This window comes from Desulfosarcina alkanivorans, from assembly GCF_009688945.1.
GTDB classification, from domain to species: Bacteria; Desulfobacterota; Desulfobacteria; order Desulfobacterales; family Desulfosarcinaceae; genus Desulfosarcina; species Desulfosarcina alkanivorans.
Genome location: NZ_AP021874.1, coordinates 476,524 through 490,867, shown reverse-complemented (window position 1 = coordinate 490,867; position 14,344 = coordinate 476,524). Strand labels below are relative to the sequence as shown.

The following is a 14,344-nucleotide window of genomic DNA, read 5'->3' as shown; positions in this document are numbered from 1 at the left end:
CCACTCCAATACTGGTATGGAACCTGCTAATAATTTGGACATCCCGAATATTTATGCCAGCATGCTATTACCAACAGATAGCATAGCCATGTTGAATGCCCATAAGCAGCATACATTACGTAGCTGCGATATCCAATGGAAGGAGCAGGCGATGAAAGAGCTGATTACCCTTATTGCGAAGTCATTGGTAAACAGGCCCGAGCAGGTAGGTGTTGCGGAAGTGCCAGGCGACCATACTATTGTTTTGGAACTCACTGTGGCCAAAGAAGATTTAGGGAAGGTCATCGGCAAGCAAGGCAGAACAGCTATGGCTATGCGGACTATTTTAAGTGCGGTATCCTCCAAGATGAAAAAACGTGCTGTTCTTGAAATCATCGAATAAATTACACACCCGTATCAATCCTGCGTAAACAAAAAGGCACATACCAGATGTGCCGCATTGCGTTCATTTGAAAATATCTCTCATATTTACAAGTGCTAAGAGTCGACCAAGGATGTTGGCATGGGCAATGCTTTATACTCTGCTGAAGGTACACTAACTTTATTTCAGGTAAATTTCATGGGAAGGCGAGGCCCAATTGTGGGCCTCGTCTATTTGTGGGAATCGATTGGAGGTGTAGTAGGTCACCCTATGGTGTACTGCCTGTTCCGTGGCACCATTGATGCTCTGGCTGATCGGGAAGTTTTTGGTTACATGGCCATCTGATGGATCTGGACGACCAGATGAGATCCGGTTTGCCTGCGGCCTCCATCATCTGCCGCAAGCAGATGAATGTGATTTGATGTGACCGTACTATCGAGAATTACCAGGCCATATCGTTGATAACGGAAAGTTACGTTTCCGGATGGACACTGATTCAAAGGGATGATAGATTCCACCTACCATCCAACAGCCAACCGGCTCACATTGCCGAAACCGTTGCATGCAGTACAATGGGTCTAAGCAAAACGAAACACCAATACAACAATCAGCCAATGAGGTGACACCATGGCCGAAAATAGAACTCAGGATTACTTTGAAGACAATAGCGAAGGACATGTCGATACCCGTGAAGCCAACTTTGAGTGTGAAAACAAAGACCCTCACCTGGGATGTGATTTGGGAATTGATGTGATGGGTTGAACAAGATGAAACGTCTGAGGAAGGCCGTTTTGATGCTTATACGCAACCTCGCATACCGTCTCAATCGCAATAAGCTTTATTATCGGGCGGGTCTGAAAATGTCTGAATTGGGACCGATTAACGTTGTTCCTGACAAAATTTACTGCAGTGTCTACCGTTTCAGCATGAAAATGGTTGAAAAGAAGAAATGGCTCAGGACTGCGGAATGGTTAATTCATAGAATCCCCCTCAATGTCCGGTGTGAACTGGCTTAACGGCAGAGCTTCGAAAAGCAGGCAGTAAAAATTGAATTCGCTGACATGGCGGTTCACGGCAGAGCCTCTAACGGGGCTCTGCCTTTTTCGTGGTAACGTACTGACCATATTGGAAATGCATTACAAAGGCTCCCAGGGCTAAGAATGGAGCCAATACCCCCAGAAGCCTTTGATGAATTGCTCGGAGCCCCCATTGTTAAATATGGCCGTCGACTGGTCAAAACCAAGTCATGGCATTCTATGTTTGTTGAAGCCCGGCAATTTCATAATTCACTCTAAGGCATGAAATCGTTCTTATCAAGAGAAACGGGCTAAAAATTAACCTGCCTGCGCCGATTAACCACACTCGCAGGAAAACACCGGCGGGTAAATCATCGAAGCAGGCCAAATCTGATGGTTGACTGACCGCTTGACAATAGACTTAAAGCGTTATTTAATACTCATTAAACAATTTTCAGGGTATTATATGACACATAAATCGCTTGGAAAAGACGGATTGCCCCTGTCGTTGAGGCAGAAACTGGTCGAGGTGGGGCAACAGATCAAGCTGGCTCGCAAGCGGCGCGGGATGACCATGAAGGAAATGGCCGGGCGCATGTTCGTGACCCGCAAGACGATGGGCAGGCTCGAATCCGGCGACCCCGGGGTAAGTCTCGGCGTTCTGGCGGCAGCGCTTTTAGCCCTCGGGCTGGAAAACGACCTGGATCACCTGGCCAGCCCCGAATCCGATGCGGTGGGAAATCTTATCGACCGTCAAGGCCATGAAAAAAAACAGCGTATCCGCCCTGGCCGCGGCAAAGTCGATCTGGATTTCTGATTGTGGGATAATCAATCATGGCAAATGAAAACAGCGCTTATGTGTTTATCCATCTGGGCGGCCAGTGGGTGCCCTGTGGCTACTTGACCATCATCGAAGACCGCCGGGAAGTTCACGCCACGTTCCAGTACGGCAAAAGATACCTGCAGCGCCGGGATGCCATCGCCATTGACCCGGTCCAGCTTCCCTTAGGAGAGAATCTCTTCCGGTCCAGGCCCGCCTCACCACTTTTCGGAGCGATTCGTGATACGGCCCCCGATGGGTGGGGGCGGCACCTGCTTGCCAGGGCAGCCGAGCCTCAGTCACCAGGCGAATTCCAATACCTCACGGCCCTGCCGGTCGAAGACAGAACCGGTGCGCTTGGCTTCGGACGCTCCCTGGAGGAAGGCCCCGCGCCCATCAATCCGGGATGGCCCAACTATCCGCCCCAGGGCGCGACACTCGATCTGGGCGACATGATCGCTGCGGTGGACCGGATTGACAAGGGGGAGAATCTTCCGCCCCGGCATCGCCGTTTTCTATTGCGGGGATCTTCATTGGGGGGCGCTCAACCCAAAGCGCCGACCGTGCATCAAGGCCGCCGATGGATCGCCAAATTCGGACGGGAGCGTGAAGCGTGGAACACCTGCCGGATCGAACACGCCACGCTTCGGCTTGCCGCACGCTGCGGTATCGATGTGCCGAATTCCAAAACCCTGATGGTGGGAAATCGGGACGTGTTTCTGATCGAGCGGTTTGATCGTGACTCGGCCGGCAATCCGATCCCCTTCATCTCGGCTGCAACCTTGTTGGCAACCGACGATCTCGCCACTGGCAGTTACCAGGAAATCGCCGCTCAGATGCGAAAACACATTGCCGCCCCAGCCGTCCAGGACGATCTGAGGCAGTTTTTCATGCGGATGGTGTTCAACATCCTGTGTAACAACGCCGATGACCATATACGCAATCACGGATTCATTTATCTGCCCGGCCTCGGGTGGCGACTGTCCCCGGCTTATGATGTCGTTCCTCAGCCCGACATGGGGCCGAAAATGCCGCGCAATTTGACGCTCGGCGTGGGCAAGGATGGCAGCCGGCTGGCGACCCTGGAAAACGCTTTGTCCGTCAGTCCGGTCTTTGGCCTTGCAACGGCGGACGGCCGGCAGGTGATTGAACGCTTGAAAGAAGTGTTCCTTTCCGGGTGGGAGGAGGTTTATCTGCGCTGGGGCGTGCCTGAAGAAAACTTTCCCTTTATAAAAGAGGCTTTCGTCAACCATTTGAGATGACGCGTCCAATTCCCGCCCCACGATGGCAAGCGGACGGGAATGTTTCTAAACCTTCTGAAAAGACATCACCCAATCAGGAATACCCCCATGTCGGCTTTCAGAACAACCAAGTTCGGTCTATGGAATAAAATTTATGATGATAATATCCAATGAAGGAAGGAGAAATGAAGACACTTATTGCTATGGTTACAAGCTGTTTTCTTTTGATATTTCCTGCTTTCGCATATGAATTTGGGCCGGATTCTGATAAAATTACCAACCCATATATGAAAATACCAATTGGTAACTGGAGCTTTAGACAAGGTGTCGGCGATATTTGGGAAGGCCGGGTTATTTATAGGATGGCGGTCGGCAAGGAAGTGGTCAGCGGTGCCAAAATCGGCACGCAGACCTATAACAACGTCAATTCCTGAAAATTCATTTTGTCATCACAGATGATGGTGGCGACAATGAAAACGAATTTTTCATAATGTCATTTGCTCAAGATACGGTATTGTCCGTTCATATGACGCAACAGACCCATCAAATGTGGTTGATTTGAGAGACTATGGAGCAGAAAAAATAAACAATAAGGTCGTTGTGATCCCATTGGGTGATTAATCAGTCTGGACGGGGTTACTGCGTATTTCCCCGCAACGTGCCCCCCCATTCCGCTGATTGCGACCACGTTTTCAGCAAGGTTTCCATTCCGCACAACAATCTGGGATTCCTACCCCGCCATGCCGGTGTCGCGCCGTTTCCCGTGCAGACCATTCCACCTCGACGACGTTCGGCACCGCGTCGCCTACCTCGGTTCGATCAATTACCATCTGTTGGGCACTCCCCAATTCGCCCGTGAATGGCTACCGGGAGGATTGAGTCTGGAAAACATCGGCCAGGCGCCGATATTGGTATACAACCGTAAGGATGCCAGCCATAAAAGGCTGATCGAGATCGTGCTGGGTCAATGTCCGGAGCAACTGACGGTCCATTACTTCCCGGCGGTGGAACGCTTTACCGATTTTATCGTTTCAGGCCTGGCCTGCGGCATGTGCGACATCACGGCCGACGAAGCGTTGACAGAAGGCACCCTCATCGACCTCGCGCCGCCTCATTACGTCAAGCTGAAGCTCTACTGGCACAGCTGGAATCTCAAGTCCTCACGCCTGGAGCGGTTTTCCGCCATGCTGATAGAAAAAACGCGCGAGATTTTACTGGATTGGTTTTTTACATCGTGACGTGACATGACTGCCGAAGTAACCCATTGAAGCCTCAAAACCTTCGCGATCCAACGGTTATGCACGATCGGCCTTGCCGAACTCCGGATAAAAACGCGACAGATAGGCAAAACAGGCGGAGATGGCATGCTCGGGACTCAGTCTGCCCGGAGCGATGAGATATTGGACCCAGAAACCGTCAATCATCCCGGTAAGCGCCACAGCAATGGCACCCATATCCATGCCGCTTCCCCCCGCAAGAGGCGGCCCGATTTCACCCAGGACGGCGGCGACGCCATTCTCAAAAGCCTTGTCCATGGCCGTGCACAAATCCAGGTAGGTCTGCCTGTTGGCCGCTTCGCCCCAGAAGGCCAGCCAGACGGCGACTTTCTCAAAATCGGCCACCGGCGGAAGCAGCAGCACCCGGATAAAACGTTTCAGCCGACGAACCGGGGGCACGTGCTGATCGGACAGTGCATCCTTCCAGGCACGTTCGTGTTCCCGGTAAACCGTCTGAAACGTTTCCAGCAGCAACTGATCCTTGGTTTTGAAATGAAAATTGCATATTCCCCGCGATAGCCCGGCCTGTTTGGCCACTTTGGGGAGGGTCACGCGCGAAAGCCCCTCTGCGGCAATTATCGCGATGGTGGTACGGATCAGTTTCCTGCGGGTCGCTTTTTTCTGCTCGACCCGCGTCAGGCGGGTTCGTTTTTCATTGCCGGCCATGGCTTCTCCCGTCAAAACACCTTGTCTATGGATGGCATGCACATTGGTTTTGTCTTGACACATACCACTGAACGGACGTATAACCAACACATATTGACTGAACTTTCGTATAGCCAAAGATGAGGATCAAATGACATTTCAAAGAATCATCAGCGATCAACAGCTGGAAGAACTCATGCAACGGGAAGCGGCCCGATTCGAAAAGCGCACGCCGGGATCGAAAGCGGCTTTCCGCCAAGCCGGAGAAGTTCTGCTCAACGGCGTTCCCATGCCCTGGATGGGCGACTGGGGGACCGCCTACCCTCTTTTCATTGACCATGCATCGGAAAACCGCATAAAAGACGTGGACGGCAACACCTATATCGACTTCTGCCTCGGGGACACGGGTGCCATGTTCGGCCACTCCCCGGCACCGACGGCGGAGGCGGTCACCCGGCAGATACATCGGGGAATCACCACCATGCTGCCCACGAAAGACGCCGTGTGGGTGGGGCGTGAACTCAAATCCCGCTTCGGCCTGCCTTACTGGCAGGTGGCCATGACCGCCACCGAGGCCAACCGATACGTGATCCGCATCTGCCGGACCCTGACCCACAGACCCAAAATCCTGGTTTTCAACGAATGCTACCATGGCAGCATCGACGAAGCCCTGGTTCACTTTGGGCCGGACGGCCGCCTGGCTCTCCGTTCGGAATACGACATCAATCCGGGCATCCCCAAGGAAGCCCTGACCCGCGTCGTGGAGTTCAATGATCCCGATGCCCTCGAGGAGGCCCTTGCACACGAAGATGTCGCCTGTGTTCTGGCCGAGCCGGTCATGACCAACTGCGGGATGGTTTTACCCGCTCCGGGCTACCATGCAAAACTGCGTGAGCTGTGCACCCGCACCGGTACCTATCTGATCATTGACGAGACCCATACATTGTCCTCGGGACCCGGCGGGTATACGGCCGCCCACGGACTTGAACCCGATTTCGTCACCTTGGGCAAATGCATTGCAGGAGGCGTCCCGGTGGCGGTTTATGGCTTCACCGCTGCCATTTCCGAAAAAATCAATGCCTCATTCGGGCACAAGGGTCTGTCCGATCCTATGGGCATCGGCGGAACGCTTTCAGGCAACGCCCTTGCGATAAATGCCCTGCGGGCCACCCTGAAGCACGCCGCCACACAAACGGCTTTTGAAAAAATGATTGCCGGTGCCAACCGCATGGCAGACGGCCTGGAGGCCTCAATCGAAAAGTACGATCTGCCCTGGAGTGTCACCCGCTGCGGGGCCCGTGCCGAGCTCCAGTTCGTGCCCCGGCTGCCCACCTGCGGAAGCGAGGCCAAAGCCGCGTTCGACTGGCCCATGATTTACTACACCCATCTTTTCCTGGCCAACCGGGGGCTCCTTATTACCCCCTTCCACAACATGATGCTGGTTCCGCCCATGGCCACAGAAGAGGATATCGATTGTCTGGTGAAGGGGTGGGATGCCTGTATGCAGGAACTGTCGGTACTTTCCGGCAGGAATCGTTCTCATTGAGAAAAAAAATCAATCCAACAACGGGGAGTTCTTCGTGAAGGTAAACACCAAACGCTTTAAAGGACGCGTGGCCCTTGTCACCGGCTGCGGCAGTGAAACGGGCATCGGCTTTGCGACCGCCCGACTGCTGTTCGCCTGCGGTGCAGGTGTGGCCATCACCGCCACCACCGACCGCATCAACCAGCGGCAGGCTGCCATTGAACCGGCCAACCAGCGGGTCCGGGCCTACGTGGCCGACCTCACCGACCGTTCTCAGGTCGAACGTCTGGTCGAACGCATTCGGTCTCGCTTTGGGCGTCTGGATATCCTGGTGAACAACGCCGGCATGGCCCAGGTCGGCGATCCCGAGACGATTGCAGAAATAAGTGGCCTGAGCCCGGCAGACTGGGACAAGACTATCGATCGCAACCTGAACACCTGTTTCAACGTCACCCATAGCGCGCTGCCGGGGATGATCAAACACAACTACGGCCGTATCGTCAATGTCGCTTCGGTCACCGGCCCCCTGGTCAGCAATCCCGGTGAAGGGGCCTACGGCGCAGCAAAGGCTGCCATGGTGGGAATGAGCCGGGCGCTGGCCATCGAGGTTGCCGGCTGCGGAATAACGGTCAACAGCGTCGCGCCAGGATGGATCGCTACGGAATCGTCCACGGAAAAGGAGAAAATCGCCGCCGAAAATACGCCCATGCGACGCGCCGGCACACCGGATGAAGTAGCCGATTTGATCGCCTTTCTGGCCTCAGACGAAGCCACCTACATTACCGGCCAGATGTTCGTAATCGACGGCGGCAACACGATCCAGGAGTACAAGGGCCCCAGTGACAAGTACTATTGAAGAGGAAAATGCTATGGAAACTCCGGCATATCAAGGGAAGGTCGTCCTGATTACTGGTGGCGGCGGCGGTGTCGGCGCGGCCACGGCAACGCGTTTTCTGTCTGAAGGGGCACACGTCATGCTCACGGACATCAATGTCCGGGGGCTTGAAGAAACCCGCAAACGATTATCGGCCCGTGAAGGGACAACCGGCACCATAGCGACTTTGGTCAGCGACGTAACCCGAGTGTCTGACTGCGAAAAATCGGTTACACGAACCGTCCAGCAGTTCGGCCGCCTGGATGTGCTGGTCAACACCGCAGGGGTGTGGGTGGAGGGAGACAGCCACCTGAGTACTGAAAAAGAGTGGGACCGGGTGATGGATGTCAACCTCAAGGGCACGTATTTCATGTGTTCCCGTGCAATTCCGGAACTCAAGAAAACGACCGGCTGCATCGTCAATCTGAGCTCCGATGCCGGCGTGCTCGGTGACAAGGGGGCAGCCATCTACTGTGCCAGCAAGGGCGGGGTGAATTTGCTGACCAAAGCCCTGGCCATTGAACTGGCCCCCGATCAGGTGCGCGTCAATGCCGTCTGCCCTTCCGACATTATGTCTCCCATGCTGCAATACCAGGCAGATACGTATGGCGGCGGGGACCCCGAAGGATATTTCAAGGATCTTCTCGCGCGGTACCCCCAGGGAGAAAAAGCCCGTTTCATCATCCCTGAAGAGGTGGCCTCCCTGATCCTCTACCTGGCTTCTGATCAGGCTCGCCCCATAACCGGTGCGACCCTTTCCATCGACTACGGCTCCACCGCAAGATTATAGTTGCCGGCAGTAAAGGAGCCGCACGGGGCCGCATCCTGTTTTTCAGTTTTCAAGCATCCTCAAAAAGGGCACAGACGACGCTGATGGTGTTTCGGCTGATGCCGTCGCATGCGATGTTAATCGTCGCGGATGCTATTTGCTGCAGACCTCGCCGTTGGAATATCACTCCTGGACGATGTCTTTCATTGGCACCTCGTGAACATCTGCCGCCCCCCAACCAGGAATACGGTAACGGTCCCGAAAAATTTATTATTCTCTTTTTCTGCAAGGCCGGCTGCTCGGCAACAAGTCCGCCAAGATCACACGGACTGTCAACGCTTTGTGATTCTTGACAATTTGAACAATCAAAGATATATTCCGCTTATACCCTCCGTTTTCTTTGCATGGCAACACTCAGCAACGATTCAATAAAATCTCCATCAGCACCATGGTGGCTGGCAGGATAAATTTATGAAAAACCAAAGGAGGAGATCATGTTCAGAAAATTGACCGCTGTCATTTTCTCATCGGTTTTCCTGATTGGCGCCTGGAACTTTCCGGCATTGGCAAAATCCAAAAATGCCCGCAAGAACACGCCGGTTTACTACCTGTCCATAGGGACGTCCCTTGCGGCCGGCGTACAGGCCGACCCACTGACAGGAGAGAGCATCATATCCGATGTCAGCTACCCGAGTGAACTGGCCGGCATCCTCCGGCGGGAAATGGACCTCGCCAAAATTCGCCACGTCAATCTGGGTTGTCCCGGAGAGACCGCCGGGACCCTCATATACGGCGGGCGTTGTGATTACCCGCAAGGATCACAGCTTGACCAGGCAGTAAGGTTCCTTCATGCCCATGGCAAGTTCACGGGTCTGATCACCATCGATATCGGGGCGAACGATGTGCTGCAGTGTGTGGATGGAGCCGTTGTTGATCCAGTATGCCTGCAGGACACCCTGGACCAGTTGTCGCTGGATTTGGCCCATATCATCGAAACACTGCGTGATGCGGCCCCCGGGGTACCGATTGTGGGGATGAATTATTACAATCCGCTCCTGGCCGCTTTCTTCGTGGATCCGGAATTCGCCGAATCCACCATAGGGTTTCAGCTGGCTGTTAATCTGACACTGGAGGCCGTTTATGCCGCCTACGGCATACCGGTCGCCGATGTGGCCGGCGCTTTCATGTCTTATGATCTGGATACCGATCTATCCGGTCCTGGCGGTTCGCCCAATGGAATCCCGGACAGCGTGGATCTGGTTTGTGCGTGGACGTGGATGTGCGCATTCCAGAATATTCATGCCAACGACATCGGATACGCTGTTATTGCCGAGGAATTCCAGGAGGTCCTGCCGGACATCCCCATGCGGACACCGCCACGAAAACGATTCAGGAAACAATGCCGCAGGTGACCCCGCGATCGCCCGCGATGGACGTTGGGTCTAAAAAACCGAGACCATTTTCCTGAAGAAAAGGTCGGTTCGGATTTCACGACCCGCCCCCATCAGGCGCCAAAGGGCGGTACCGGTACAAAATTTTGTCAGCGTCGAGACAAAATTTGGCAATTTTTTATACTTTGCTTCAAAATGAGGGCCGCAACGGAGGACACCCGGGGCGGACGGGGCGGACCTGCCGGATGGGCTTTTTAATGAAAGGAACCGGGCCTGCTTGCGCAGGCCCGGTTCAAAGGGTATCGGGCACACCACGACAGGAGATCGGTTCGCCCATCGCCGCCACAGCACGTCAACCCGAATGCATCGTTTCCGCGCGGACGCGATCGAAAAAAATGGCGGCCAGCACCCGTTAATTGGCATCAATGACGCGGAGACATTCGGTCACATCCGCATAATTTGCCGGGTAGGTCCATTTATAGACCTTTGATGCGACCATGGCCTCATGGGAAAAGTTCAAGAGGATCAGCGCCTTGGCGACTTTTTTGGCCAGTTTTCGATCCGTTATGGAACACGCTGCAACGGGCCACTCGGGGTAGAGGCGGGTGCTGTGGACAAAGGGATAGCTGTCTTTTATCTGGTTGATGATCCTGAAATCACTCATCTTGATCTTGCCCTCGGCCTCCATGCGCTCCAGGGTGTCCGACCGGACGGTTCCCACGTCTGCCTTCCTGTTTTTTACAGCAAGCACAACATTGTCATGGGTCCCGCCCTGAAGGAAGGCGGTACAATCTTTTTTCGGGTCCACCCCCGATTCAAGAAGGAGCCTCCAGGCCATTTGGGCGCCGCCAAAAGACGAGTATTTGACACACATCAGTTTCTTGCCCTTAATATCCTGAATATTCCGGATCGAACTGCCGCTTCGGGAGAACAACACGCCGCCGAACTCTTCCAGGGCGGTGCCTTTTTTACGGTTGATCATGGTGCAGACGGCTTTGAGGTTGTATTTTTTCTCGAACCGGGCATAAAACGCGGAATTGGCCAGTAGAAAATGAATCTCCCCATTTTTCAGCGCGGGCTCTATTTCCACGAACTTCAGCGGCACCAGCTGGCAGTTGACAGACAGTTTTTTGGACAGGTAGTCGGCGGTGGGTCCCCATTGCTCAAAGGCCTTGGGCACCCCCCGCTTGGCAAGCACGCCAAATCTGATTTCCTGCTGGGCATAAAGGGATGTCACGCCGGCCAGAAAAACTGCCAGTGCCAGCAACATGATTAGGGGAATTCGCTTTACCATAACTGGGACCTCCGTTCTGTTTCGGGCCGATGCCCGTTCATGATGATTACCCGATCGATCAGATGCCCAAGCGGACCATTGTGTTGGATCCACGAGGCATGATTCGCTTTTTTTAAAGCGATCCAGCCCGTAATGGCCCGACAGGCAGCCACAATTCTTAAGCAATTGTTGTACCAATAAATGAAAGCGGGGAACGATGAGAGAGCATCTCATGAATGACATGGCCCACATGACCTACGGGATTTACGTCCTGACCACCCGGTTTGAGGAGGCCATCAACGGCATGATCGCTTCCTGGGTCAGCCAGGTGTCGTTTGATCCGCCGTTAATCATGGCGGCCGTCCACCCCAACCGCTATTCCCACGAACTGCTGGAAAAAAGCGGCCGGTTTGCCCTGCACATTCTCGCCCGGGAGCAAAAGGGTCTTCTGGGTCGCTTCAAGGGACCGGATCCCGTGGAAAAATTCAAGTCCATCGCCTGGAGCGATGGCGTAACCGGTTGTCCGATCCTGTCCGATTGCATTGGCTGCCTGGAATGCCGCATCGTCCGACACCTGGCGCCCGGCAACCATTCCCTGTTTATTGGAGAGGTGGTGGCCGCGGTTTTCAATGGGAAGAGGGGTCCCCTGACCACGCTGGATTACGAGGGGTGTTACACGGGCAGGGTATAGCGGGTTGCGGGTTGCGGACCAAGGATGGGCTGGTATTTATCCGTCAGGAAAAAAAGGGCGGATAGCATTGGCCCTGTCAACCGGTCCCGTGACCCATCCAATTCACCCGACCAGGGTCACCGCATCTGGCAGCCCTGATGGGGATGGATTGTTCAGACATGGCCCGCGCGCCCACATCAACCGGCATCCGGCCATCTCCCGGCAATTGCAGCAGCAGGCCACGCCCGCGAAAAACAGGTGATCGTTCCAAATGCGGTTAAGCGGTGGCCCCGGCCAATCAGCTACAGCCGAACCTCCACCTTCCCCTTCAGGTATGCCTTGACGGCGGCGATGGGCACTTCGCGCCGGTGAAAGATGCCGGCGGCCAGTGCGGATTCGGCATCGGTCCGTTCGAACACCTCGGCAAAATGGGCCTCGCACCCGGCACCGCTGGAAGCGATCACAGGGATGCTGACCGCCCCTTTCACGGCGTTGATCAGTTCAATGTCAAAGCCTGTGTTGGTACCGTCACGGTCGATGCAATTGAGCAGGATCTCACCGGCGCCCAGTTCCTCACAGGTTCGTGCCAGCGTCACGGCATCCATATCCCGCCCTTCCCGCCCCCCTTTCACAGTGCACTGAAACCAGCAATATCGCTGCCCCCCGGGCCCGGGGATGGTCGTTTCGACGGTGGGATGCGTGGTCTGGTCCGGCGAATCGACATACACGCGCCGGGGATCGATGGAAATAACGACGGCCTGATTGCCGTACACGCAGGAGATCTGTTCGATGGCGCTCTGACCGGTCTTTTGGCCACCTCTCAGGTACGCTTCGGCAATGGTCACCGCATCGCTGCCGACGGAGATCTTGTCCGCTCCGGATCGGAAGTAGGCGGCGGCCACCTCCAGTGCCGTGTAGGTCCGGCCGTTTTTGTCGGTAAAATCCCGGATGCCGCCGCCGATGGTCAGCGGTACGAAAACGTTCCTGGACGTTTCTTCCAGCACCCGCATCATGGGCATGTCCTCCAATGGAAAATCCCGGAACCCGGTGATATTGAGGAAGGTCACCTCGTCGGCGCCCTCTTCAAAGTAGCGACCGGCCAACTCAACGGGCTTGCCCAGGTTGCGTACGTTGCCCCCCTCCCGGACATCGTACTGGTCCCCCTTGGTGACCACCAGATCCCCCTGTTCGTTGGCACGAACATCCAGGCAGGCGATGATGCGCTTGGCCAGGCGGGTTTGCGACGGGCTTTTGCCGGGAATGGCAAGCTCCCGATCCTTGCGGATGAAATTTTCCAGCAACGTCAATCCGGAAGCGCCACTTTTCTCGGGATGAAACTGGGTCCCCTGCAGGTTTCCCTTCTGGACGGCGCTCACAAACGGGTACCCGTAATCGGTGGTGGTGAGCACCACACCCGGATCATCGGCCACCACGTGATACGAGTGGACAAAGTAGAATTTCTCGTCACCGTCCAAACCGAAAAACAGGTCGGTGGGCTGCTTGACGCTGATGCCGTTCCAGCCGATATGCGGCACAGCCCGATCAACGTCGAAGCGTTTCACCCGGCCGGGGAAAAAACCCAGCCCCTTCTCTCCGGGAGATTCCTCACTGCCCTCGAACAGCGCCTGCATGCCCACGCAGATGCCGAGAAACGGCCGTCCGGACTTCAAAAATGCCAGCAAGGGGTCGACAAATCGCTTGTGCCGCAAAATCTGCATCATGCTGCCGAAGTTGCCAACACCTGGAAAAAGCAGCTTTTCTGCGTTCAGGATGTCCCGCCCGGTTCCGGCGACCACGACCCGTTCGCCCAGCTTTTCGACGGCGTTAATCACACTGCGCACATTTCCAGCCCCATAGTCCAGCAGGGTAATCATTGCATTCCTCTTCGGTTAATGGGTTTCTTGGACAAGGCCAGCACCATTACACGACAAATGGCCGCCAGACAATAGATTTTTCCAATTCACCACCGTCCGGAGCGCCGCAGAAAGGGGCACGAAAAGACAAGGCCGTTTCCGCATGGATTTATTCCGGCGGTTCGATCCTGTACGAATGGGTTATCCGGGCATTGATCGAGGCCATGGCGCCGCAGTATTTTTTCTCCGACAAGTCGATTGCCTGTCTCACGCCGGCAGGGCTGATATCCGTTCCATGAATCACGTAAGTGATGTCGATAGCGGTGTAGCGCCTCGGGTATTCATCGCTGCGCTCCCCGGAGATATCGACCTCGAAACCGTTAACCTTCTGACGTTTTTTCTTTAAGATCGTCATTACGTCGACGGCCGTGCAGCCGGCAATGCCCATGAGCATAAGCGCCATGGGACTGGCGCCGCCACCGCTTTCCGGTGTGTCGATCACCACCGACGGCCCCTTGCCCGCCCGGGCCACGAATTGCAGATTATCGATCCATTTCACTTGGGCCTGAATGGTCATGCAACGTCTCCTTTTTAAGTCCGAAGTGCCTTTTACCCGGGCCGCAACGGTT

At 55.0% G+C, this 14,344-nt stretch carries 16 protein-coding genes; 12 read left to right on the top strand and 4 right to left on the bottom strand.

The window, feature by feature from the left end:
- The first annotated feature begins 151 nt into the window (after positions 1–151).
- From DSCA_RS02215 to DSCA_RS02190, 7 genes are all read left to right on the top strand, one after another.
- Complete coding sequence (locus DSCA_RS02215) at positions 152–382, top strand: KH domain-containing protein (protein ID WP_155314878.1); 231 nt, start codon at positions 152–154, stop codon at positions 380–382.
- Between the two features lie 120 nt (positions 383–502).
- Positions 503–706 (top strand): hypothetical protein, encoded by a 204-nt coding sequence (locus DSCA_RS02210; protein ID WP_155314877.1) that lies wholly within the window; start codon positions 503–505, stop codon positions 704–706.
- 282 nt (positions 707–988) lie between these two features.
- Positions 989–1,123 (top strand): hypothetical protein, encoded by a 135-nt coding sequence (locus DSCA_RS32840; RefSeq protein WP_269434640.1) that lies wholly within the window; start codon positions 989–991, stop codon positions 1,121–1,123.
- A 720-nt stretch (positions 1,124–1,843) separates the two neighbouring features.
- Positions 1,844–2,194 carry a helix-turn-helix transcriptional regulator gene (locus DSCA_RS02205; protein WP_155314876.1) on the top strand — a complete coding sequence of 117 codons (351 nt, stop codon included), beginning with the start codon at positions 1,844–1,846 and terminating at the stop codon, positions 2,192–2,194.
- 17 nt (positions 2,195–2,211) lie between these two features.
- Positions 2,212–3,459, top strand: a complete 1,248-nt coding sequence (locus tag DSCA_RS02200) for a type II toxin-antitoxin system HipA family toxin (protein WP_155314875.1) — start codon at positions 2,212–2,214, stop codon at positions 3,457–3,459.
- Between the two features lie 164 nt (positions 3,460–3,623).
- Entirely contained in the window at positions 3,624–3,872 is a 249-nt protein-coding gene (locus DSCA_RS02195; RefSeq protein WP_155314874.1) for a hypothetical protein, read from the top strand.
- A gap of 306 nt (positions 3,873–4,178) precedes the next feature.
- Positions 4,179–4,676 carry a hypothetical protein gene (locus tag DSCA_RS02190; RefSeq protein ID WP_155314873.1) on the top strand — a complete coding sequence of 166 codons (498 nt, stop codon included), beginning with the start codon at positions 4,179–4,181 and terminating at the stop codon, positions 4,674–4,676.
- Positions 4,677–4,733: 57 nt separating this feature from the next.
- On the opposite strand, the gene DSCA_RS02185 is transcribed toward DSCA_RS02190, so the two are convergent.
- Positions 4,734–5,381 (bottom strand): TetR/AcrR family transcriptional regulator, encoded by a 648-nt coding sequence (locus DSCA_RS02185; RefSeq protein WP_167527560.1) that lies wholly within the window; start codon positions 5,379–5,381, stop codon positions 4,734–4,736.
- A gap of 130 nt (positions 5,382–5,511) precedes the next feature.
- On the opposite strand from DSCA_RS02185, the gene DSCA_RS02180 reads away from it, so the two are divergent.
- From DSCA_RS02180 to DSCA_RS02165, 4 genes are all read left to right on the top strand, one after another.
- A complete protein-coding gene (locus DSCA_RS02180; protein WP_155314871.1) occupies positions 5,512–6,906 on the top strand; it encodes an aspartate aminotransferase family protein in 1,395 nt (464 codons plus the stop codon).
- 34 nt (positions 6,907–6,940) lie between these two features.
- Positions 6,941–7,741 carry an SDR family NAD(P)-dependent oxidoreductase gene (locus DSCA_RS02175; protein ID WP_197904718.1) on the top strand — a complete coding sequence of 267 codons (801 nt, stop codon included), beginning with the start codon at positions 6,941–6,943 and terminating at the stop codon, positions 7,739–7,741.
- Positions 7,742–7,754: 13 nt separating this feature from the next.
- Entirely contained in the window at positions 7,755–8,549 is a 795-nt protein-coding gene (locus tag DSCA_RS02170) for an SDR family NAD(P)-dependent oxidoreductase (RefSeq protein ID WP_155314869.1), read from the top strand.
- Positions 8,550–9,022: 473 nt separating this feature from the next.
- Entirely contained in the window at positions 9,023–9,940 is a 918-nt protein-coding gene (locus tag DSCA_RS02165) for an SGNH/GDSL hydrolase family protein (protein ID WP_155314868.1), read from the top strand.
- Positions 9,941–10,331: 391 nt separating this feature from the next.
- Here DSCA_RS02165 and DSCA_RS02160 read toward each other — a convergent pair whose 3' ends face one another.
- Entirely contained in the window at positions 10,332–11,213 is an 882-nt protein-coding gene (locus DSCA_RS02160) for a phosphate/phosphite/phosphonate ABC transporter substrate-binding protein (RefSeq protein WP_167527559.1), read from the bottom strand.
- Between the two features lie 196 nt (positions 11,214–11,409).
- On the opposite strand from DSCA_RS02160, the gene DSCA_RS02155 reads away from it, so the two are divergent.
- A complete protein-coding gene (locus DSCA_RS02155) occupies positions 11,410–11,883 on the top strand; it encodes a flavin reductase family protein (protein WP_155314866.1) in 474 nt (157 codons plus the stop codon).
- Between the two features lie 281 nt (positions 11,884–12,164).
- Here the strand turns inward: DSCA_RS02155 and hisF are convergent, their stop codons facing one another.
- On the bottom strand, positions 12,165–13,736 hold the full coding sequence (hisF, locus tag DSCA_RS02150; RefSeq protein ID WP_155314865.1) for an imidazole glycerol phosphate synthase subunit HisF: 1,572 nt from the start codon (positions 13,734–13,736) through the stop codon (positions 12,165–12,167).
- Between the two features lie 148 nt (positions 13,737–13,884).
- Positions 13,885–14,292, bottom strand: coding sequence for an OsmC family protein (locus DSCA_RS02145; RefSeq protein ID WP_197904717.1), 408 nt, complete (start codon positions 14,290–14,292; stop codon positions 13,885–13,887).
- Positions 14,293–14,344: the final 52 nt, after the last annotated feature.